This window comes from Frondihabitans peucedani, from assembly GCF_039537585.1.
In the GTDB taxonomy this organism is placed as follows: domain Bacteria; phylum Actinomycetota; class Actinomycetes; order Actinomycetales; family Microbacteriaceae; genus Frondihabitans; species Frondihabitans peucedani.
Genome location: NZ_BAABAU010000003.1, coordinates 341,128 through 362,040, shown reverse-complemented (window position 1 = coordinate 362,040; position 20,913 = coordinate 341,128). Strand labels below are relative to the sequence as shown.

General features: G+C 67.6%; 25 protein-coding genes. 22 read left to right on the top strand and 3 right to left on the bottom strand.

The window, feature by feature from the left end:
* Window positions 1-129 precede the first annotated feature (129 nt).
* Window positions 130-1,635: an alpha-L-fucosidase gene (locus ABD733_RS13130; protein ID WP_344796919.1), complete on the bottom strand. Its 1,506-nt coding sequence runs from the start codon at window positions 1,633-1,635 to the stop codon at window positions 130-132.
* Window positions 1,636-1,855: 220 nt separating this feature from the next.
* Here ABD733_RS13130 and ABD733_RS13125 point away from each other — a divergent pair, with 220 nt between their 5' ends.
* Genes ABD733_RS13125 through ABD733_RS13110 form a run of 4 tightly spaced genes read left to right on the top strand, consistent with a single transcriptional unit; the run spans window position 1,856 to window position 6,315 of the window.
* On the top strand, window positions 1,856-3,094 hold the full coding sequence (locus tag ABD733_RS13125) for an ABC transporter substrate-binding protein (RefSeq protein ID WP_344796917.1): 1,239 nt from the start codon (window positions 1,856-1,858) through the stop codon (window positions 3,092-3,094).
* A 56-nt stretch (window positions 3,095-3,150) separates the two neighbouring features.
* Window positions 3,151-4,104: a carbohydrate ABC transporter permease gene (locus ABD733_RS13120; RefSeq protein WP_344796915.1), complete on the top strand. Its 954-nt coding sequence runs from the start codon at window positions 3,151-3,153 to the stop codon at window positions 4,102-4,104.
* Window positions 4,097-5,017, top strand: coding sequence for a carbohydrate ABC transporter permease (locus ABD733_RS13115; protein WP_344796913.1), 921 nt, complete (start codon window positions 4,097-4,099; stop codon window positions 5,015-5,017). The genes ABD733_RS13120 and ABD733_RS13115 overlap by 8 nt, the downstream gene beginning before the upstream one ends.
* Complete coding sequence (locus ABD733_RS13110) at window positions 5,017-6,315, top strand: alpha-L-fucosidase (protein WP_344796911.1); 1,299 nt, start codon at window positions 5,017-5,019, stop codon at window positions 6,313-6,315. The genes ABD733_RS13115 and ABD733_RS13110 overlap by 1 nt, the downstream gene beginning before the upstream one ends.
* Window positions 6,316-6,323: 8 nt before the next feature.
* Here ABD733_RS13110 and ABD733_RS13105 read toward each other — a convergent pair whose 3' ends face one another.
* Window positions 6,324-7,100: a FadR/GntR family transcriptional regulator gene (locus ABD733_RS13105; RefSeq protein WP_344796909.1), complete on the bottom strand. Its 777-nt coding sequence runs from the start codon at window positions 7,098-7,100 to the stop codon at window positions 6,324-6,326.
* Window positions 7,101-7,173: 73 nt separating this feature from the next.
* Between ABD733_RS13105 and ABD733_RS13100 the strand changes: the two genes are divergently transcribed.
* The 18 genes from ABD733_RS13100 to ABD733_RS13015 all read left to right on the top strand — a co-directional run bounded on the left by ABD733_RS13100 (window position 7,174) and on the right by ABD733_RS13015 (window position 19,879).
* Window positions 7,174-8,121, top strand: coding sequence for a fumarylacetoacetate hydrolase family protein (locus ABD733_RS13100; RefSeq protein WP_344796907.1), 948 nt, complete (start codon window positions 7,174-7,176; stop codon window positions 8,119-8,121).
* Entirely contained in the window at window positions 8,118-8,873 is a 756-nt protein-coding gene (locus tag ABD733_RS13095) for an SDR family NAD(P)-dependent oxidoreductase (protein ID WP_344796905.1), read from the top strand. Before ABD733_RS13100 ends, ABD733_RS13095 begins: the two co-directional genes overlap by 4 nt.
* Before the next feature lie 37 nt (window positions 8,874-8,910).
* A complete protein-coding gene (locus ABD733_RS13090) occupies window positions 8,911-10,146 on the top strand; it encodes a Gfo/Idh/MocA family protein (RefSeq protein ID WP_344796903.1) in 1,236 nt (411 codons plus the stop codon).
* Window positions 10,147-10,149: 3 nt separating this feature from the next.
* Window positions 10,150-10,716 carry an SseB family protein gene (locus ABD733_RS13085; RefSeq protein WP_344796901.1) on the top strand — a complete coding sequence of 189 codons (567 nt, stop codon included), beginning with the start codon at window positions 10,150-10,152 and terminating at the stop codon, window positions 10,714-10,716.
* Window positions 10,717-10,722: 6 nt separating this feature from the next.
* A complete protein-coding gene (locus ABD733_RS13080; protein WP_344796899.1) occupies window positions 10,723-11,841 on the top strand; it encodes a DUF6177 family protein in 1,119 nt (372 codons plus the stop codon).
* A gap of 5 nt (window positions 11,842-11,846) precedes the next feature.
* A complete protein-coding gene (locus ABD733_RS13075) occupies window positions 11,847-12,158 on the top strand; it encodes a hypothetical protein (RefSeq protein WP_344796897.1) in 312 nt (103 codons plus the stop codon).
* Window positions 12,159-12,226: 68 nt separating this feature from the next.
* Window positions 12,227-12,583: a DUF6507 family protein gene (locus ABD733_RS13070; protein ID WP_344796895.1), complete on the top strand. Its 357-nt coding sequence runs from the start codon at window positions 12,227-12,229 to the stop codon at window positions 12,581-12,583.
* 170 nt (window positions 12,584-12,753) lie between these two features.
* Entirely contained in the window at window positions 12,754-14,988 is a 2,235-nt protein-coding gene (locus ABD733_RS13065; RefSeq protein WP_344796893.1) for an ADP-ribosyltransferase, read from the top strand.
* 26 nt (window positions 14,989-15,014) lie between these two features.
* Window positions 15,015-15,377: a hypothetical protein gene (locus ABD733_RS13060; protein WP_344796891.1), complete on the top strand. Its 363-nt coding sequence runs from the start codon at window positions 15,015-15,017 to the stop codon at window positions 15,375-15,377.
* A gap of 134 nt (window positions 15,378-15,511) precedes the next feature.
* A complete protein-coding gene (locus ABD733_RS13055; protein ID WP_344796889.1) occupies window positions 15,512-16,006 on the top strand; it encodes a hypothetical protein in 495 nt (164 codons plus the stop codon).
* Window positions 16,007-16,258: 252 nt separating this feature from the next.
* Window positions 16,259-16,603 carry a hypothetical protein gene (locus ABD733_RS13050; RefSeq protein WP_344796887.1) on the top strand — a complete coding sequence of 115 codons (345 nt, stop codon included), beginning with the start codon at window positions 16,259-16,261 and terminating at the stop codon, window positions 16,601-16,603.
* A gap of 412 nt (window positions 16,604-17,015) precedes the next feature.
* Window positions 17,016-17,303, top strand: a complete 288-nt coding sequence (locus ABD733_RS13045) for a hypothetical protein (RefSeq protein WP_344796885.1) — start codon at window positions 17,016-17,018, stop codon at window positions 17,301-17,303.
* 45 nt (window positions 17,304-17,348) lie between these two features.
* The gene (locus tag ABD733_RS13040; protein ID WP_344796883.1) at window positions 17,349-17,741 is read left to right on the top strand and encodes a hypothetical protein; all 393 of its coding nucleotides are present in this window, start codon (window positions 17,349-17,351) and stop codon (window positions 17,739-17,741) included.
* Window positions 17,742-17,745: 4 nt separating this feature from the next.
* Window positions 17,746-18,027 carry a hypothetical protein gene (locus tag ABD733_RS13035; RefSeq protein ID WP_344796881.1) on the top strand — a complete coding sequence of 94 codons (282 nt, stop codon included), beginning with the start codon at window positions 17,746-17,748 and terminating at the stop codon, window positions 18,025-18,027.
* 45 nt (window positions 18,028-18,072) lie between these two features.
* Complete coding sequence (locus ABD733_RS13030; protein WP_344796879.1) at window positions 18,073-18,570, top strand: hypothetical protein; 498 nt, start codon at window positions 18,073-18,075, stop codon at window positions 18,568-18,570.
* Window positions 18,571-18,700: 130 nt separating this feature from the next.
* Window positions 18,701-19,117 (top strand): hypothetical protein, encoded by a 417-nt coding sequence (locus ABD733_RS13025; protein ID WP_344796877.1) that lies wholly within the window; start codon window positions 18,701-18,703, stop codon window positions 19,115-19,117.
* 136 nt (window positions 19,118-19,253) lie between these two features.
* Window positions 19,254-19,517 (top strand): hypothetical protein, encoded by a 264-nt coding sequence (locus ABD733_RS13020; protein WP_344796875.1) that lies wholly within the window; start codon window positions 19,254-19,256, stop codon window positions 19,515-19,517.
* Window positions 19,518-19,588: 71 nt separating this feature from the next.
* Window positions 19,589-19,879, top strand: a complete 291-nt coding sequence (locus ABD733_RS13015) for a hypothetical protein (protein ID WP_344796873.1) — start codon at window positions 19,589-19,591, stop codon at window positions 19,877-19,879.
* Window positions 19,880-19,957: 78 nt separating this feature from the next.
* On the opposite strand, the gene ABD733_RS13010 is transcribed toward ABD733_RS13015, so the two are convergent.
* Window positions 19,958-20,857: a beta-1,6-N-acetylglucosaminyltransferase gene (locus ABD733_RS13010; RefSeq protein ID WP_344796871.1), complete on the bottom strand. Its 900-nt coding sequence runs from the start codon at window positions 20,855-20,857 to the stop codon at window positions 19,958-19,960.
* Window positions 20,858-20,913 lie beyond the last annotated feature (56 nt).

Here is a 20,913-nt window from a genome sequence, read left to right as displayed (position 1 = left end):
GAACGCATGTGTTCCATCCGCGGGATGGAAGCCCAGTGTTACACGCCGGAGGGGGGAAGGGAAGGCTGAGAGTCCAGAGCAACGCATCCGCCCCTCCCGAGGAGAGGGACGGATGCGTCACATCGACGATCAGGCGTAGTCGAGCGCGTGGTCCGACGTCAGCCCGATGCGGTGCGCCTTCTCGACGACCGGGACGGGCCGCACCCGGAACGACGCCAGCGTGCCGCGCGCCTCCTCGGGCACCTGGATCGTCACGGCGTCGCCGGCCCGCGACCAGGAGGCCTCCCCGTCGACGCCGAGCAGGTCGATGCGCTGGATGTCGCGGGGGAACAGGCCGGAGTCGGACCCGAGCGACCGGATGGTCACCGTCTCGCCGACCGGCGCCAGCACGGTCGCGTACACGTCGCCTCGCGCCGCCGTGAACCGGATGTCGTCCGGCGTGAACGGGTCGCGGGCGGTGTCGGCGAACTCGCCCTCGACCACGCGGGTCGGCCCCTCGCCGGCGATGAGCCAGGGGTGCGAGCCGTAGATCGCCTCACCGTTCCGCGACAGCCAGGCGCCGATGGTCTCGAGGAGCTCGACCTCCTCGTCGGCGATGGAGCCGTCCGCCTTCGGGCCGATGTTGAGCAGCAGGGCGCCGTTCTTGCTCACGATGTCGACGAGGTCGCCGATGAGGTCGTCCGCGCGCTTGTACTGCTGGCCCTCGATGTGACTCCACGACGTCTTCGCCACCGAGGTGTCGGTCTGCCAGAAGTCGGCGCGCGTCTCGGCGAGCTGCCCGCGCTCGACGTCGAACACGGCCGTCCCGGGAGGCACGGCGTCGTACTTGTAGTTGACGGCGACGGGGCGGTCCCACTCGACACCGCGGTTGTAGTAGTACGCGAGGAACCTCTGCAGGTAGGGCGCGAAGGCAGGCTGCTCGATCCACCAGTCGAACCAGACCAGCTGCGGCCGGTAGAGGTCGACGAGCTCGGCGGTCCGCACCAGCCAGTCCTCGAGGTACTCGTTGGAGGGCTGCGACTCCTCGCGCATGGCGGGGCCGTAGAGGTCGAGCGACTCGGGATCGGTGACGTCCGAGTCGAACGTCGCGCCGCCGTTGAAGAAGAACCAGTGCTCCGCCCGGTGGGACGACGCCCCGAAGACCATCGACTGGGCGCGGACCGCCTGGGCGAGCTCGCCCACGACGTCGCGCTGCGGCCCCATCGCGGCGGCGTTCCAGCGCGTGAAGGAGCAGTCGTACATCGGGAAGCCGTCGTGGTGCTCGGCGACGGGGACGACGAACTGGGCGCCGGCCTTCCGGAACAGCCTCGCCCACTCGTCGGGATCGAACCTCGGCGCGGTGAACTGGGGGATGAAGTCCTTGTAGCCGAAGTCCTTCTGGTCGCCGTAGGTGGCGCGGTGGTGCTCGTACTCCGGCATGCCGGGGCGGTACATGTTCCGCGGGTACCACTCGCTGCCGAAGGCGGGGACCGCGTAGGGGCCCCAGTGGATGAAGATGCCGAACTTGCCGTCGACGTACCACCTCGGCGGGGTGGTCTGCAGGGACGCCCAGTCGGCGCTGTGCGGGCCGCGGGCGATCACCTCGTCGATCTCGGCGAGGCGCTCGCGGTGGTGAGGGGTGTCGAAACGGGTCATCGTCGATCCTTGTCGCAACTAGAGAGGGTGGTCGAGACGATCCTAGCCAGTCGGACCGGTATTCGTCGGATGTCTTCGAGGAATTAAGCGACAGAAGCCATTGACAGAGCCAATACCACTCCTATGATGGTGAAATCATCTGATCGATTTCAGATTCACCGTCACGGGAACCAGCCGCGCTTCAGCGGTCAGGCCCCGGCGACCTCAATGAGGAGGAACAGTGAAACGCAAATACGTCGGTCTGGTGGCAGTGGCGGCTCTCGCCCTGCCGCTCGCCGCCTGCAGCTCGTCGTCGAATGCCGGCGGGACGGACTCGTCCGGCAACACCGTCGTCAACTGGTCGGTCTGGGCCGGCTCGGAGGCGGAGACCGCGGCGTGGAAGCACGTCGCCGACCTCGTCCACGAGAAGGACCCGAAGATCACCGTCAAGCTCCAGACGGCGGCCTGGCCCGACTACTGGACCAAGCTGCCGACCCAGCTGGCCGGAAGCGGGGCCCCCTGCATCGCCGGCCTCCAGATGGCGCGCGTGCAGCAGTTCGCCAACTACTTCAAGACCCTCGACTCCTCGACGCTCGGCACGGCGAAGATCGCGACGTCCGACTTCGACCCGTCGATCATCAAGGCGCTCCAGTCGAAGGGGGAGCAGAAGGCCATCCCCTACGACCTCGGCCCGTACATGGTCTTCTACAACAAGGACGCCTTCAAGGCGGCCGGTCTCGCCGCCCCGCAGAACGGGTGGACGGTCGACGAGTTCCTGACGGACGCCAAGAAGCTGACGACGGGCGGCAAGTACGGCTTCGCGGCCAGCAACCAGATCGACGCCCTGAACCAGTGGGGTCCGACGATCGGCGGCGACCAGGCGGCGACCGCCGGCGGCAAGCTCAACCTCACCTCTGCAGGGCAGGTCAAGACCATGAAGTGGTACGCGGGCCTCGTCAGCACCGAGAAGGTGGCAGCGCCTCTCGCCACCGACTCGAGCGACGGGACGCAGTTCCTCGGCGGCAACGCGGCGATGTACGTCACGGGCCCCTGGGACATGATCAACGCCAAGACCCAGGCCAAGTTCGACGTGGGCGTCGTCACGCTCCCCGCCGGCGACAACGGCGTCACGACCGCCGTCGGCGGCTCGGGCTTCGGCATCACCAACAAGTGCAGCAACATCCCTGCGGCCGAGAAGGCGCTGTCGGTGATCACCGGCCCGGAGGCCCTCGGCTACCTCGGTGAGCAGGGGCGCGCGTTCCCGGCTCGCACCGCCGAGCAGTCGACCTGGTACAAGTCGGCCGTCGACGGCGCTCAGTCGACGCTCGAGGCGGCGCTCAAGAACGGCGTCCCGTACCGGTCGACTCCCACCTGGACCCAGGTCGGCCTGAGCTACTCGCAGGGCGCCATCTCGGTGATCAACGGCGACGGGAGCGCGAAGTCGTTCCTCGACGGCGTCGAGAGCTCGAGCGGGCAGTAGGGCACGACGGGCCGCTCGGATCCCCGGGCGGCCCGGGAGCGATGCGGAGGAGCGTCATGTCAGTTGCGATCAGACCAGGGACGAGCGAGGCGTCGGCCCTCGACCCGGCCCCGCCCGGGCCGGCGAGGCGCCGTCGACGCAGACGAGGCGACGGCCCGGCGGCCGCGGCCTTCCTGGCGCCGTCGCTCGGCGGGTTCGCCGTCTTCACCGCGTTCCCGATCGTCGCGTCGATCCTGGTGGCGTTCACGGTCTGGCCCCTCGCGGGCACGCCGACGTTCACGGGGCTCGACAACTTCCGGAGGCTGTTGACGCAGGATCCCGCGTTCCTCAAGACGGTCCTGAACACGCTGATCTTCGTGGTCGCCTACGTGCCGCTGAACCTGGCCCTGTCGCTGGCGATCGCCGCGTGGATCACGCCGAGGGTCAAGGGCGCGAACGTCTACCGGGTGCTCCTGTTCATCCCCGTGGTGACGCCGATGGTCGCGAACGCCGCGGTGTGGCAGATCATGCTGATCCCGAACGGCCTGATCGACAACGTCTGGCAGTCGCTGTTCGGGGTCAGCGCCCCGAACTTCCTCGGCTCCACACAGACCGCGATGCTGAGCGTCGTCATCATGTCGCTCTGGCAGGGGTTCGGCTACAACCTGCTCATCTTCTCGTCCGCTCTGCAGGCGGTGCCGGAGAGCCTGCTCGACTCCGCCGCGATCGACGGCGCCGGGCCGATCCGGCGGTACTTCTCGATCAAGCTCCCGCTGATGTCGCCGTCGATCTTCTTCGGGGCGACGATGACCCTCATCACGTCGTTCCAGGTGTTCGCCCAGCCCTTCATCCTGACCAACGGCGGGCCGTCGTCGTCGACGACCACGATGGTGATGTACCTCTACCGGCAGGGCTTCCAGTACTTCAACCTCGGCTACGCGTCGGCCGTCGGGGTGCTGCTGTTCATCATGATCCTGATCATCACGGGCCTGGTGTTCCTGGCTCAGAAGCGGTGGGTGCACTATGACTAGTCCGACAGCCACCCGGAGGCTCGGCGGGCTGGCCGCCGACAACAGGACCGTGCGGCGCGGCGCCGTCTCCCTCAGCACGATCGCGCGGAAGCAGCGGCGCAACGGCTGGATCTCGCAGGTCCTGCTCACCCTCTTCGTCATCGCGTTCCTGATCCCGCTGATCTGGATGATCGCCACCTCGCTCAAGCCGGGCGCCGAGGTCTTCTCGTCGCCGCCGCGCCTCATCGGCAGCGAGGTGCGCTGGCAGAACTACGCCGACGTCTGGAGCTACGTCCCGTTCGCGCAGTACATGGTGAACGGCGCCATCGTCTCGATCCTGGGCACGGCGCTCGTCGTCGTGGTCTCGGTGCTCTCGGCGTATGCGTTCTCGCGCCTGAGGTTCCGGGGCCGCGAGGGCATCTTCTTCGTCTTCCTCGGCACGCTGATGGTGCCGCAGGAGGTCGTCGTGATCCCGATGTTCCTGTTCATGACGCAGCTCGGCTGGGTCAACTCCTACCAGGCGCTCATCGTGCCGTGGGCATTCACCGCGTTCGGCACCTTCCTCCTCCGGCAGGCGATGCTGACCGTGCCGATGGAGCTGGAGGAGGCCGGGAAGATCGACGGCGCCTCGCACCTGCGGATCCTGCTCGGCATCATCATGCCGGTGGTGCGCCCGACGATCGCCGTGCTCGTCGTGTTCACCTTCATCAACTACTGGAACAGCTTCCTCTGGCCGCTCATCATCGTGAACGACCCGGCGCACACGACGGTGCCGCTCGGGCTGAACGCGTTCCTCGGTCAGGGCGGCAAGCAGTGGCAGCTGATCATGGCCGCGTCGACCATCTCGATGGTCCCGACCGCGGGTCTCGCGATCCTGCTCCAGAAGTACCTCGTGCGCGGCATCGCGCTCTCCAGCGGCCTGGGAGGCAAGTGATGGCACCCGATTCACCGATCGCCCCGTGGTTCACCCACGACCGGTTCGGCATGTTCGTCCACTGGGGGCTCTACGCCCTCGCCGCCCGGCACGAGTGGGTGATGAACTTCGAGAAGACCCCGACCGAGGAGTACGAGCGCTACGCCGAGTACTTCGACCCCGACCTCTACGACCCCGTGTCGTGGGCTCGGGCCGCGAAGGCCGCGGGCATGAAGTACGTCGTGCTGACGACGAAGCACCACGAGGGCTTCTGCCTCTGGGACACCGCCCTCACCGACTACAAGGCGACCAACACGCCCGCCGGCCGCGACCTGGTGCGCGAGTTCGTCGACGCCGTCCGCGGCGAGGGGCTGAAGGTCGGCTTCTACCACTCGCTCCTCGACTGGCACCACCCCGACTTCACCATCGACGGCCGGCACCCGCGCCGCGACGACCCGCCGGAGGAGATCGAGCGGCTGAACGCCGGCCGCGACATGGCGAGGTACCGTGCCTACCTGCACGGTCAGATCCGGGAGCTCCTCACCGACTACGGCCGGATCGACTACCTCTTCTACGACTTCTCGTACGCGAACGACCACCACCACCCCGTCTGGGGCGGCAAGGGCCGGGACGACTGGGGCTCGGACGAGCTGATGGCCCTGACCCGCGAGCTGCAGCCGGGCATCGTCGTCAACGACCGCCTCGAGATCCCGGGCGACATCGTGACGCCGGAGCAGTACCAGCCGTCCGAGCCGATGACCGTCGACGGGGTCGAGGTGCCCTGGGAGGCGTGCCAGACGATCAACGGCAGCTGGGGCTACTTCCGCGACAACCACGACCACAAGGCGCCCGAGCTCATGATCCGGATGCTCATCGACGGCGTATCGAAGAACGGCAACATGCTGCTGAACGTCGGACCGACGGCGCGGGGCGAGCTCGACGCCGTGGCGACCAGGGCCCTCGCGGAGTTCGCCCGCTGGATGCACCTGCACGCGCGCTCGATCCACGGCGCCTCGGCCTCCGCCTACGAGACCCCGGTCGACGCCCGCTACACGCAGCGCGGCGACCGGCTCTACCTCCACCTGTTCTCGTGGCCGTTCGAGCACATCCACCTGCCCGGGCTCGCCGGGAGGGTCGCCTACGCGCAGCTCCTGAACGACGCGTCCGAGATCGCCTTCCGCGAGATCCCGCCCGAGACGGCCGCGCTCACGACGGGCATGGGCGGGCAGCCGGCGGGGACGCTCACGCTGCAGCTGCCGGTGGTCCGACCGGACGTCGCCATCCCGGTGGTCGAGCTGTTCCTCCGCGAGGGGGCGTGACGCCCTTCTCAGGCCTCGGGCGTCGCGGCCTCGGGCGTCACGGTCTCGTGGGTCACGATGAAGTCCTCGACCTCGACCAGGTGCACGGCCATCGCGAGGCGCGCGCGGTCGGGGTCGCCGGAGCGGACCGCGCGCAGGATGTCGTGGTGCTCGCGGTGCGTCCGCGGGACGACGCCCTGCTCGGTGATGGCCCGCCAGGTGCGGGTGCGGATCGTCCGGTTCGCGAACGCCTCGATGAGCGCCTCGAGCGCCCGGTTGCCGGAGGCGCGGGCGATGATCCGGTGGAACGCGATGTCGGCGTCCATGATCTCGTCGCGGCCCGCCGAGCCCGGGTCGTCGACGAAGGAGTCTATCGACGACAGGACGCCCTCGGCGTCGCGGACGTCCTCGTCGGAGATCCTGAGCGCCGCCCGCGCGGCCGCCTCCGTCTCGAGGACGCGACGCACCGACGCCAGGTTCTCGCTCTCGTCGGGCGACTGCAGGTCGACCAGGAACCCCAGGGGGGCCAGCAGGATCGACGCGTCCAGGCTGGTCACGTACGTGCCGTCGCCCTGCCGCGTCTCGAGCACGCCGAGCACCGCGAGCGCCCGCACGCCCTCGCGGAGGGAGCTCCGCGAGACGCCGAGGGCGGTGGCCAGCTCCTTCTCGACCGGCAGCCGCGATCCGGCCTGGAGGTCGCCGCGGATGATCATCGCCTTGATCTCGCCGACAACGACATCGGTCTGCGACCGGACGGCAGCGGCCGGTGCGGTGCCCGCGTCGGGCTGGCTCTCGTCGTCCTGCATGTCGTTACTGTAGCCGCGCGGCGGCTTTCATCAGATCTATCGGGCCCCGCGGGGCCCAGGGAGGGGCAGCGCCATGGAGTGCATCCAGCGGCTCGGTGAGCACGGCGAGGAGATCCCGGTGTACGTGGTCGACGGGGTGGCGCACGACCTGCGGGCCGTGACCGGTGACGCCGATCCTGCGTTCTTCGCAGCGGGCGGGTTCGCCCTGGCGCGGCGGGCGCTCGCGGAGGGGCGGCTGCCGAGCCTCGGCGAGGTGGAGGGCCGGATCGGCGCCCCGCTCGCCCGCCCAGGCAAGATCGTCTGCATCGGCCTCAACTACCGCGACCATGCGGAGGAGACCGGCGCGGCGATCCCCGACGAGCCGGTCGTCTTCCTGAAGGACCCGTCGACGATCGGCGGCCCGTCCGACCCGGTGCTGATCCCGGTGGGGTCGACGAAGACCGACTGGGAGGTGGAGCTCGGCGTGGTCATCGGGCGGGAGGCCCGATATCTGGCGTCGCCCGAGGAGGCGCGATCCTGCATCGCCGGCTACGTGCTCTCGCACGACGTGTCGGAGCGGGAGTTCCAGCTCGAGCGCGGCGGCCAGTGGGACAAGGGCAAGAGCTGCGAGACGTTCAACCCGCTGGGCCCGTGGATCGTCCCCGCCGACCAGATCGACGACGTGCAGGATCTGGCGATGACGCTGTCCGTCAACGGCGTCTCGCGCCAGCGCGGCTCCACCTCGACCATGATCTTCGGCGTGGAGCACGTCGTCTGGTACCTCAGCCGGTTCATGGTGCTGCGGCCGGGAGACCTCATCAACACCGGGACACCGGCCGGCGTGGCCCTCGGGCTGCCCGACCACCCGTACCTCCGCGACGGCGATGTCGTGACCCTGTCGATCGAGGGCCTGGGGGAGGCGACGCACGCGTTCGAGCAGGCCGTGCAGCCGGAGCAGGCGATGCAGGCCGTGCAGGCGATGCAGTCGATGCAGGCCGTGCAGGCGACGCAGCGGACGCTCGACGGGGCGGGCCCCCGATGAGCGCCGGCGAGTACGACGGCCTGAGGGCCGCCGTCACGGGAGGGGCGTCGGGCATCGGTCGGGCGACAGCCCTCGAGCTGCAGGCGAGGGGAGCGCGCGTCGCCGTCCTCGACCTCGCGCCCGTCGATCTGCCGGACGGTCTCGTCGGCATCGCCTGCGACGTCACCTCCGACGAGTCGGTCGCCGCTGCGCTCGCCGCCGTCCGCGAGGAGCTCGGCGGCCTCGACGTGCTCGTCAACAACGCCGGCATCAGCGCGGTCGGCACCGTCGAGCAGAACCCGTCGTCGGAGTGGACGCGCGTGCTCGACGTCAACGTCGTCGGGATCGCCCGGGTGACCGCCGCTGCACTGCCGCTCCTGCGGGCCTCGGACCACGCGGCCGTGGTGAACCTCTGCTCGATCGCGGCCTTCAACGGGCTCCCGCTCCGAGCGCTCTACTCGGCCACGAAGGGAGCTGTCTACGGGCTGACCCTGGCGATGGCGACAGACCACGTGCGCGAGGGGATCCGGGTCAACTGCGTCAGCCCGGGCACGGTCGACACGCCGTTCGTGGCCCGCATGCTGGAGCGGTTCGACGACCCCGTGGCCGAGCGCGCCGCCCTCGACGCCCGGCAGGCGACCGGACGGATGGTCAGCCCGGAGGAGATCGCGCACGCGATCGCCTACCTCGGGAGCCCGCTGGCAGGATCGACGACCGGCACGTCGCTCCTCGTCGACGGCGGGGTGACGACGCTGCGGGTTCGCCCGGTGTGACCAATGTCGCTTTGTCAGGACATAGTAGAGTCCAGTCATGACGAAGCGCAGCATCGGTGTCGGGCTCATCAGCGTCGGCTGGATGGGCCGCCTCCACTCCAAGGCGTACGCGTCGATCCGGTACGCGTATCCCGGGGCGTCCTTCGCCCCGCGGCTCGTCGTCGCCGCCGACTCCGTCCAGGCGAACGCCGACCACGCCGTCGACGTGCTCGGCTACGAGCGCGCGACTCTCGACTACCGCGAGGTGCTGGCCGATCCCGAGGTCGACGTGGTGTCGATCTGCGCGCCGAACTTCCTGCACCGCGAGTTCGCCCTCGCTGCCGCCGCCGCGGGCAAGCCGTTCTGGATCGAGAAGCCCACCGGTCGAGACGCCGGCGAGACGCAGGACATCGTCGAGGCCGCGCTCGCGGCGGACGTCGTCACCGCCGTCGGCTTCACCTACCGACAGGCGCCCGCCGTCCAGCACGCCAGGCGGCTCATCGCCGAGGGACGGCTCGGCGAGGTCACCAACGTCAAGGTCTCGATGCTGGCCGACTACTCGGCCGACCCGCTCGGCGCCCACACCTGGCGCTACGAGACGGCGAGGGCCGGGTCGGGCGTGCTCGGCGACCTCCTCTCCCACGGCATCGACCTCGCCACGCACCTGGTCGCACCCGTCGGCGAGGTGACCGCCCTCACGCAGACCGTGATCCCCGAGCGGCCGAAGCCGAGCGGCGCCACCGTCGGCCACGTCACGGCCTCGGCCGACGACCCTCTCCTGCCGGTCGAGAACGAGGACTACGCCTCGATGCTCGTCCGCTTCGCAGGATCCCGCGCGGTCGGCTTCCTCGAGGCCAGCCGCGTGGCCGTCGGCCCGCGCTCCGACTACGCGCTGGAGGTGTACGGCACCGAGGGGTCGCTCCGCTGGACCTTCGCCGCCATGAACGAGCTCCAGGTCTGTCTCGGCCGCGGGGGAGACGTGCACGGGTACACCACCGTCCTCGCCCAGGCGGGCGACGGCGACTACGCGCACTTCCAGCCCGGCCCCGGCATCTCGATGGGCTTCGACGACCTCAAGACCGTCGAGGCGCACCAGTTCCTCGAGTCGGTGGCCACCGCCCGGCAGGTCGCGCCGTCGGTCGCCGACGCGCTCCGGGCCGCCCGCGTCGTCGAGGCCGCCGAGACCTCCGCCGCCGACGGCGCCTGGCACCTCGTCGCCGCTCCGGGCTCGGAAGAGTCCCCCGAACACGCCGCGGGGATGGAGCACACACGGAGGTTGAGCGGGCAGGGTTGAGAGATGACCTCCTCCGACGACACCACCACGCCCGACGACGCCAAGGCTCCTGAGACCACCGCAGCAGCGCCCGCCGAGGCTGTCGACACCGATGCCGCCGACCGCGAGCCCACCGCCCTCGAGACCGCGATCCTGCAGGGGCAGGCGGGCCAGGGCGACATGAACGACGTCATCGGCCACTTCGTGAACGCTCTCGTCGTCGTCCCGACGGCCACCGAGGTCACCGACGACCTCAACGAACTCCAGCCCGTGCTGTTCGACCGCGAGGGCACCCCGATGCTGGCCGTGTTCAGCCACATCGACCGGATCCCCGAGCAGGTGGCCGAGGTCGCGTCCTACGCCGTGCAGATGCCGGCGGCCGAGCTGGTCCAGGCGATCCCCGCTGAGACGGGCCTCGTGGTGAACCCCGGCAGCACCGAGGGCTTCGAGATGCTCCCGGAGGGCGTGCAGCAGCTCGCCAACGACGTCCGCGGCCTCGTCGCGGCGATGGAGGAGGCGCAGGCCGAGGAGCAGCAGCAGGCTCCGACCACGCCGTCGAAGATCGACCCCTCCAGCATCCCGAACTTCTAGCCGCTCGTGAGCACCGGGGCCGGGGGCGGGCTCCGCATCGCCCACCCGCTCGTCGACGACCTCGTCGACGGGATCGCCGTCACACGCTCCGAAGCCGCCGTGACCTCCTTCGGCGAGGCCCGGGCAGACTTCCTCCGCGAGGCCGCCCTCGCAGGCATCCGACCGGTCGTCCTCACGACGGACTCCGGCAGGATCACCGCTCCGCTGGCCGAGATGGTGTCCCGCACCGGGGGCGCCTGGCTCGCGGAGCAGCCCGGTGGCAGCTACGTCGACGGCCTGACCGGCCGCGTCCTCGGCTCGGTCAGCGAGGCGTTCGAGGAGCCCGGCCCAGGCGCGCGCGTTTCGATCGCACCGGCACCGCTCGGCAGGATCGACGACCCCCTCGTCCTGACCGTCTCGATGAGCGTGCGCCGCCAGGCCACCGAGCAGACCCTCCTCGGCGGTCCGTTCGAGCAGCTCGCCGACATCGCCGGCACCCCGCCCGTCGGCTGGAGCACGACCGAGCCCGCCGGACTCCACTGGAACCGGGCGAACCTCACGCGCTTCGCCCGGGGCCGGATGCCGCGAGACAGCCGACTGGTGGTCGCCGCGGCCTCCGGGATGATCGCGACCACGAGCATCCAGCGGTCGCCGAAGGGGGTCGACGAGACGATCCGCGCGCGGATCCTGCTCGGACGCGACGAGCAGGAGGCCCGCCCGGCGCTGGGACGCGTGGTCGACGCCTTCGCCAGGATCGCCCGGGCGCCGGTCGCGATCCTGGGCTCGGCCTTCCTCGAGAGGGCCCCCGCCGACCTGACGCTCCGCGCGGGCGAGATCGCGGTGCCCGTGCCGGTCGCCGTGCTCCTCGGACCGGCCGCCGTCCGCGACCTCGGCATCGACCTCGCAGAGGCCGAGGAGCGCTTCGGCGCGCTCCGCGTTGGTCAGCCTCGCCTTCCGTCGCTGGTCGCGTCGTTCACCGGCGACGGAGCCGCTGAGAGTGCCGGCTCTGCCGTCGGAGCCGGCAGCTGGGAGCAGGCCCGCCGCTTCGCCGAGAGCCTCGGCGTGACCGACGTCCTGCGAGCGCTCGGCCGCGAGGACGACGGCACCGCAGGATCACGGGGAGGCCTGCCGTGGTCCGCGAGCTGACGATCATGAGCCCGCAGCCCCTCGACCTGATCCACGTCGTGACAGGCGCGGCGGCCGTCGACCCGGCTTACGGCCTCCGCTCGGTGCTCGACGACGGCGCGACCCAGATCGTCGATGCTGACGGGGCGCTCCTGGCCACCGTGTTCCGCACTCGGGGGATCGAGGTGAGGAGCGAGATCCTGCGGCTCCTCGGACGAGCCGACGACGACTGGCACTTCCGGACCGAGGTCTTCGTGCCCGACGGCGCGAGCCGGGGCGAGGTCGTGGCGAGCAGGATCGCGGCCGAGGTCGACGGGGATCTGGTCGCACCCGTGTAGGCATTCCTGCCCACAGCGGTGGGGCCCGCCCTTCGCTAGGGTGGATGGCGACTTGCGAGGGGGGCTTCATGAGCGGCTACAAGATGGATCCCGCGGGGGTGCAGAGGGTGCTCCAGGCGGTGGGCGACCGCGCGAGCGAGCTCGGCACCGCCCTCGACGACGTCGAATCGGCGACGGCCGACGTGGTGCAGGGCAGCGGAGGCGACGGCATCGTCGGTCAGGCTCTGGCGACCTTCCTCACCGACCAGAAGTCCGCTCTCGGCGACGTGGGCACGCGCATCTCCGCCGGTCTCAACGGGGCGACGCTCGCGGCCCTCGCCTACGTCCACGGCGACGAGCAGATGGAAGCTGCGACGACCACTGCGATGACCACCGCGTTCTCGACCGGCGACCTGACCGTGCTGAGCCGCACCGAGGGCGACTGATGCTCGGATCCGGGCCCGCTTCAGGGCACTCCACCGCACCGGCCTACGTCGGCGACGGGCGGATCGAGCCGAGCCGCATGGACGGCCCCGATCTCCAGCCGACCCTCGTCGCGAACGCCGCCGACACGCTCCTGGCGTCGTCGAAGGCGGTGCGGAGCCGCGGGGAGGCCGTGCACACCGCGTGGGCGGGGCTCGGCACGCCCTACCAGGAGGCTCCGGAGCGCGAGCAGCTCCTGGCCGTGATGGATCCTGTCAAGACCGACACCGACGACTTCGGCGACCGCCTCAAGCGGGTCTCTGCCGCCATCAGCGGATATGCCGACACGATGGCGCCCCTCGCCGCGAAGCTCTCCGCCCTCTACGAGGAGGCCTGCGCGTTCCGTCAGACGATCGACGGCGGCGTCTACGTGTCGGCCAGCGACCCGCAGAACCCCGAGTACAAGGCCGTGGCCGAGTCGTCGTCGGGCGCTATCCCCGACTACTCGCACGTCAAGGCCACGACGATCAGCTGGAAGGAGCACGGCCCGAGCGTCGCCACCAACACGCGGCTCCTCGGCGAGTACGCCGACCTGTACGCGAAGCTCCAGAACGCCGAGGCGGACTGCGCCAATGCGATCACCAGGGAGGTCGAGAACTCGTGCGTGGCGAAGGTCACGAAGGTCGAGGCGTGGCAGCTGCGGCAGCCCGGCGTGAAGCTCCCGTGGGGCGAGCGGGTCGAGCAGAAGCGCGACTGCCGCGAGGGCGTGGTCTACGGCATCGGTCAGTCGGGGGTGCACCTGTACCAGGGCGTGGTGTCGCTCGTCGCCGGCTACAACCCGCAGAAAGACATCTACGGCGACGGGGAAGCCTGGGGCCAGGCGTGGGTCGGCCTCGGCACGCTCGTCCTGGGTGTGTCGAAGATCGGCGACCCCATAGCCTGGGCCTCCCGGCTGATCCCCGACGACGCGCCCGCGGGTCTGGTCGCCATGCGCGACATGAACATCGCCGGTCAGGATGCCGTCGTCAACGCGGCAAAGGGCATCGTCGTCGCCGACCGCTGGAAGGACCACCCCGCCGAGGCCTTCGGCGAGACCCTCGGCAACGTCGGCACCTTCTTCATTCCCGGAGCCGACGTCGCGAGCGCACTGAAGACGGGCAGCCTCGGAGCCCGTGTCGCGTCGATCGGCGGCCACGCGGCCGACTTCCTCGTGCCGGCCGGTTCGCTCCTCCTGAAGGGCGGCGCCGACCTGGCCCTCCGGGCGGGTGAGGGCGTCAGGATCGCGGGAGAGTCGATCCGGCTCGGGTCGTCGGCGCTCCGCGGGTCGTTGGCCGACGCGCTGCGGAACGTGGGCGACCGGATGCCGCGGGTCGAGGTGTCATGGGAGCCGGCGCGGATGACGCCCGACGGGGTGGTGGTGCCGGGGCACCTGTCGATCGATCGTGTCGAGTCGGCGGCTGCGCCCGATGCGGCGGGTGGTGGTTCTGGTGGCGGCGGTTCGGCCGGGAGCGGTTCGGGTGCGGAGCACCCGCCTGCCGCTTCGCACACAGCTGTCGACGACGCTCCGCCGCGTTATGGCGAGCGGGTGCCGGGGGATGGCGGGCACGGTGCTGGGCCGCATCATGTGGTATCGGAGCACAAACCTGCATCCGTCCACGACGCTGTTCAGGGTCATGACGACGCGTCGGGTCACGGCGGGGTTGATGCGAACGATTCTGCATCCAACAATGCGACCGACCCAGAAACGGCAGGCACCGCGGCAGGAGAGTCTCTTGCGGGTGATTCGCCGGGGCATTCGCCAGTCATGTCCCGAGACGACTTTGCTCAGCTGGCCGTATCAGACCCCAAAGCTGCCTTCGACTATGCGTCATCGGAGCAACTGACCCGCGCCAAGGGCTTCAACATGTTCTCGGGTGATCGCTATGGCACCGCCGTGTGGGGTAAGACCATGGAGGAACTGCCAGCCGGTGAGCGCGTTCCAACGGTCGCGTATACGGGCGATCCGCCCATATTCGGCAATTCAGAAGATCTGAATACTGCGCTCCGCACCGGAAACGGTCTTGAAGTCTACTCGGGGAATATCGCTGGCATCGACAAGGCACTATCAGCAGTGCCCGTCCCGGAGGCAGTCATCGTTGAACGAGCCACGGATCTCGAATTCATCAATAGACCCGTATTTCAGATGGTCGGCGACCAGTTCACGGAGCCCGCGTACATGTCGACGTCATTCGGGAACCCGCCCTGGGACGCGACTGCGGCCCTCCTGCATCTAGAAGTTCCGCCGGCGACGCCCGCGGGCTACCTCGAGGGAATTACCCTTAGTCCAAATGAACACGAACTTCTTCTGGGAAGAAACATGACTTACGAGGTAGACCGAGTTGTCCTTCTCGAGGGGAAATACCACGTGTTCGGGAGGGTTCTTCCATGAACGAGCCAATACGTCGGTCTCGGCGAATGACAGCACCCATTCATTGGATCCCGTTAAACCCTGACAGCACTTACAGCGATTCGCCAGATGGTCCAATTGAATTTCTCTCGATCGAGCTTGGCGAGCGAATCGTCGGATACCTCTGGTTCTCGGACGCAGAATATGCCGCTGGATACACACCTCGGGAGTCGATGGGCGACATCGCCTTCAACGTCGGTTTTGTGTGGGCACCGAAGCTTAAGGAAGCCAAGGCCAACGGTATGTTGCCCTCGGAAGCGGTTCTGCGTTTGGCTTCGTCCGCTGACCTGCCCTCAAGTGTGGGCTCCATTGCCTCTCCCGAGACCCGAAGCGTCCGCAACCTGCGTGAGCTCTCGACCGTCGACGACTGAGTGCCTTCAAAACTCTGTGACCTATTCCAACCTTCCGATGGGGTGCCGCTTCCGTACCCAGCAAATTCGTCGACGAGATCTGGCGAATGCGGCTAAGGGTGAGCCTGGATCGGGGAAGTCCTAAAGTGAGAACCGTGTCGTCGGTCGAGATCCCCGCGCAGATTGAGCGGTGGGGCAAGAACTTCCTCTTCGAGGATCGTCTCGATGACGGCCCGTTTATCGTTCGTCTGAGCGACGTCGACACGAATATCGCACTCTGGCAACCGGGGGCGACGTATATCTTCGGCCGGGGTATGCGCAGCAACGCGCCGAAACCCATTGTTTCGAGCCTCGAGCCCGACGTGGTGGTGCGCTACGCGGCCTGGTACATGGTGTGGAGTTGGCGTTACGCCAAGGGCCAGCTCATGACCATCGATCCGAAATCCGATGAGCCAGGTCCAGGCTTCCAAATTGACGCTTCCTATGAGGCAGCTGTCCAGCTTCGCTCTCCGGATGGTTGGACAGCGACATTCACTGGGGCAGGTGACCGAGTGAAAGCCGCAGCGTCCTTCTCGCGCGTTGTGCCGTTCACCGCTGAGCAGATCTGCGACCTGGGTCGCCTTCCTGAGCCTTTCCCACTTCCGGTCTGACGTCAGCTCACTCATGTTGAACGCGAATACGCATGTCGATGTCAATTACAAGGAGCAGGGCGGGGTACTGAGCGATCTGTCGTCCTCCCCGCCCAGACCATCACAGATTTTGTCTCTGTCTCCGGATTCGTGTTTCCGTGACTAGGCGGCTCATGACGGCAGTCATTCCGGGGGAGAAGTGGGTTAATCGTGCCTAACAGTGAACCTCTGGAACCGGGCGGCCCTCTGTCCGATGACCTGCACTCAAGGCTCGTGAGTCCACCGACCGGCTTCGTCGAAAAGCCCGCGGGTCCAGTTGTTTTCGGTGAGGTCAGGGAGGCCGGTCGGCTCCTCGGATACGTGTACACGTCGGCAGTCGAAGATGCTCTTGGGTTCATCAACGTTTCGAGTGCTGGTGACTTCGGGGGTAACGTCTCGATGCTTTGGTTCGATCTCTTCATGTTTCACTGGGAACGAAAGCTGAAGCCAGCCCAAGCCATCCGTGAAATGGAAGGCGGCCAGTCGCCTGGCGAAGGTTGTGGCCATCTCGTTCCGGGCTCTGTGGTTCGGACTGCCGATTCATACGCGGCTCTCGCGTCGTTGGCCGCTTCTTCATGATGGCCGGTGACGAACGCCGCCTCCGTCGGGTGTTGGCCTGGGCGTGGGGAAAACAGAACTGGCCGTAACTCTGTTTCATCCAGTCTCCGACCGTCCTACCGGTCGGAATCACCGCCCCTAGAAGCGGTCAGCGGAGGTGGAGTGTGAAAGAGCCGGACACGGCAAGCTGGCCAGGCGGGCGTCGTCTGCCCAAAGCCCTACTCGGGCGAGAACAGCTAGCGTGAAGACATTGTCAGGGGTTGCATCGTTGACGAAGTGGGAACGGATCACCGATGAAGGGGGAGCGGTTCCATGACAGAGGCAGACCTGCCCGTGGAATCGCTCGGCCCGCTCTCTGAAGACCCTCACTGGAAACGGAATGGACCTCGAAAGACGTACGTGAGCAAACCGGAGCGAGATCACGTATGGCCGCGTGGAGCGAGAGGGTCAACTGATCGCGTTCTTCTACTTCTCGGACGACGAAGATGCCGCCGGATATGTGAGTCTGCGTCGGGCTGGGGATACCGCGGCCAACGCGGGGCTTTTATGGGCGGGCCTGCTGCGTTCGAAGTGGGAAAGAGGGCTGAAGCCGTCGGAGGCGACGGCGGAGATCGAGGCCGGCGAGACGGTTGGTTGGGGCTCGGCTTGTCTCGTGCCCGGCTCTCTCACCGAAAAAGCGGCGTTCTACCGAGCTCTGATAGAGAAGGCGAAGAGTCTTTGAATGATGTGTGGCCGACAAGATCGATGTCTTCAGGAGGGGGCTTGCATGACTGAACGAGAACGACGGTCTCGGCGCATGACGGCGCCCGTTCACTGGGCTCCGTTAAACCCTGAAACGACCTACAACAAGCAGCCTGACGGACCAGTCCAGTTCTTCTCGGTGGAGCGCGACGGACAGATCATGGGGTACCTCTGGTTCTCGGACACCGAGTTCGCCGCGGGATACAAAGCGCGCGAGTCGGGCGGTGACATCGCCTTCAACGTGGGATTGACCTGGTCGCCGAAGCTCAAGGAAGCCAAGACCGATGGTCTGTCGCCCTCGGAGGCGGTCCGGCGCTTAGCGTTGTCGCCCGACATCCCAGCAAGCGCGGGTTCCATTCGCTCGATTGAAACCCGAAGCGTTGCGACGCTGGCTGAGTTGTCGACGATCGATGACTGAGCACGTGCAGAAGTACTTTGTCGAGTACACCGAGCTCCGCGGAGAGAGACTTCCAACCGCAGTCTTTCGGCGTGATCTGCCGGTCGAAGGTCCGCCTCGCGACTACTACGTGGGCAGAGGGGGCGTGTGGACAGAAGACTCCCGCTACTCTCTGGGCTCCTTTCTCATGGGGCGCGGTGACATGGATCTCGAGGAGATCACCTCGTCGCAGGCTGACGAGTTCATCGAGATGGCCCGGATTCGGGAGCTCCGGCCTTTCTCCACGCGTGAAACGGCGGCTGAGTAGAGGCGTACCTCAACGTGGATCTCTCTGAGCGAGAGTTCGGCATGCTTGGAGGTCACCGTGTTCGCTGATGAGGCGGCTCAGCTTGCGGTGTGGGGTAGAAATCTCAACTTCGACCGGGAGATATCAGGCGGCGGCTACTTGATTCGATTGAGCGATGTCGATTCGAACCTCGCACTGTGGTCTTTAGATGGCCAGTTTGTCTTCGGAACCGGAATGAGGAATGACCTTCCCCACGCGGAGGTGTTGAGCTCTGATTTCGAAGCGGTTCGAAAGTACGCGGCCTGGTACATGGTGTCCCACTGGCGATACGACAGAGCTCTCATTTCGACGTCAGACGAGCGTTCGATCGTTCCTGCGAAGGATTACTCAGTCGAGAGCACTGGCAGCGAGGTTCGACTTCACTCGCCTGACGGATGGATCCTGTCTTTCATCGACGGTGGAGTCCTGGCGATCGCGGCAGCATCGTTCTCGAAGGTGGCGTCCTTGAGCACCGAGGAGATCTGCACCCTGGGGAAATTGCCAGAGCCTTTCCCCCTGCCCTAGTTCGACACCCTACGTCTGCACGCCACTTCAGGCGGAGGCACGCAGGGGATGCTAGGACACATCTGTTTCGGTTCCTGTTCCAGGAGGTCCTTCCCGACACGAGATAGCACAAGTGCGGAAGGATCGTCGCATGGACAGCGATAGCGATTTTCCTGAGGACTATCAGGGGAGTCTTCGCGATGACGTGCACGGGACTCAGGTCTCTGGGCCAGTGTCCTATTTCAACCGTCCACAGGGACAGATCGAGGTTCGCACGGTGGAGTGCCAAGACGTTCTCTACGGAACCCTCTGGTGGTCGGATGCCGAAGGTGCAGCGGGGTGGGCGGTTGCCGACGACGAGAACGAGCGGGCCATGAATGCGGGGGTGGCATGGTCGTCGCTCCTGTCGGACCGGAAAGAACTGGGCCTGAGTCCTTCCGAGGCAGTGAACGACCTTCGAACGAGCCAGGATGTTGACCCGGCTCTCGGAACGATTTCAGATTCGGCGTCGACCGTTGCTTCGCTGGACACCCTTCGACGAAGTCTGCGCGAGAGGGGCGGATCATGACTGTGACGCGCGACGAAGCGCCGGGCGAGGAAGGGGGCCTGCGGGTGCACGACGACCCGTCTCGGCCCCCCGCAGGTGACAAGCGCTCGCGTCCGCTGCCGCCCCGTTGGCAGCCCTCGGGCCCGAGGGCGGACTCGTGACGACGACGTTCTACGCATCCTTCATGGCCGCCGAGAACGGCCGTCGGCAAGTCGGGCTCTTCAAGCGGGAGGAAGAGGGCGGGGCACCTACTGATTTCTCCTTCGCGCGGTCCTTGGAATGGAGATGGGACAAGTCGGGCACACTGTGGGCCTGGCTGCTGGGTCAAGGAGACGGGGACTTCGAGGTCCAGTCGGAACACGATGCAGAGTCGTTCATCGCGGCTGTCGGATCTCTGGGTTTCGACGTGGAGCCTTTCTGAGGTCGTCGCCTGCTGCCGTTAGCGTTGTCTCAGAAGCACGGAGGCCGCCCCGGCGCGGAAAGGACATCCTGGTGAGCGCACAGTACTTCGCGGAATACTCCTGGTCTCCTGAGGGTCCGAAGCCGAGCTCTGTGTACCGCCGCATCATCGGTGGCGATGGTCTACCGGAAGACTCCTACGTCGGACGAGACGGCCACTGGCAGTCCGATGCACATCACACCCTGGGCCTGTGGTTGCAGAACCGCAACGATCACGACTTCGAGCCGATAACCGAAGTCGATGCCGAGGAATTCGTCGAGATGGCCCGGGTTCGGGAACTCCGGCCTTTCTCCACGAGCGGCGACGCGCCCGACCCCGTGTGACGACCTCCCGAGCCAGGCGAGACGTCGACCGGAGAGTGGGGGCTCCCTTTCCGGGCATCTGCTCCCCACGGCGCAGGATCAGCGCCGCACAGCCCCCCGCAGCCCGAAGGCCCGGTCGAGCTCGTCCATCAGCGGCCCTGAGACCTCGGTCGAGAACTTGCGGGCGAACAGGCACGGCACAGCCTGATCGTCGGCGAGTCGGCGCGCGAGGAGGGAGGGCAGTGCACTCTCGTCGAGCCACGGCGGGCTCTTCTTGCGCGCCCCGCTCCAGTCGATCCACCAGAGCGGCGTCGAGACGTGGTGGTCGGCCCAGCCGGGAACGAAGCGCGGCGTGTTGACGACCGAGGCGATGAAGGTCTCGTCGGGCGCCCAGGTGCGCCGCCAGAAGGCTGCCAGGTCGGGCTCGGAGTCGTAGGTGCGGACGACCGCGCGAGCGTGCTCGACGGTCAGCATCTTCGAGGTCGAGCCGCCGGCGAACCGCACGTCGGCGGGGAGACGCCTCGGGACGGGCAGCCGGATCATCCGCTTGCCGCGGGCCCAGTGGCGGTAGCGCAGGCGGTCGAAGCCGCCCGACCTGCCCCAGTTGACGTAGGGCAGCGTCGTGAACATGGTGAACGACTCGTCGCGGTGCTCGCCGAGGAACGCGCGGATCTCGTCGCTGGAGGCGAGGGGGTAGTCGGCGCCCGTCATCAGCGCGACGTGGGTGATCCCGGGGTGCGAGAGAGCCTCGCGGTAGCCCTCGATCTCGGCCTCGACGGCGCCCCAGGTGGCCCAGCCGGTCCGGCGCCGCGGCAGGATCACGCAGCGGCTCGGCAGGCCGCTCGTGATCTGGCGGAACACGTCGTCACTCGTCCTCGAGTCGACGTGCAGGTACACCGGGAAGGGATCGAGCGCTTCGACGAGTCGGTGAACCTGCTCAGGATCGCCGTGGGCCAGGACGACGCACGCGAGTCCCGGCGATGAGGCGTCACGGTCCATGCCATGAATCTACAGGGCCGGATGCCTGCCGGAAGCGCACTCCGTCACGCGCCGGA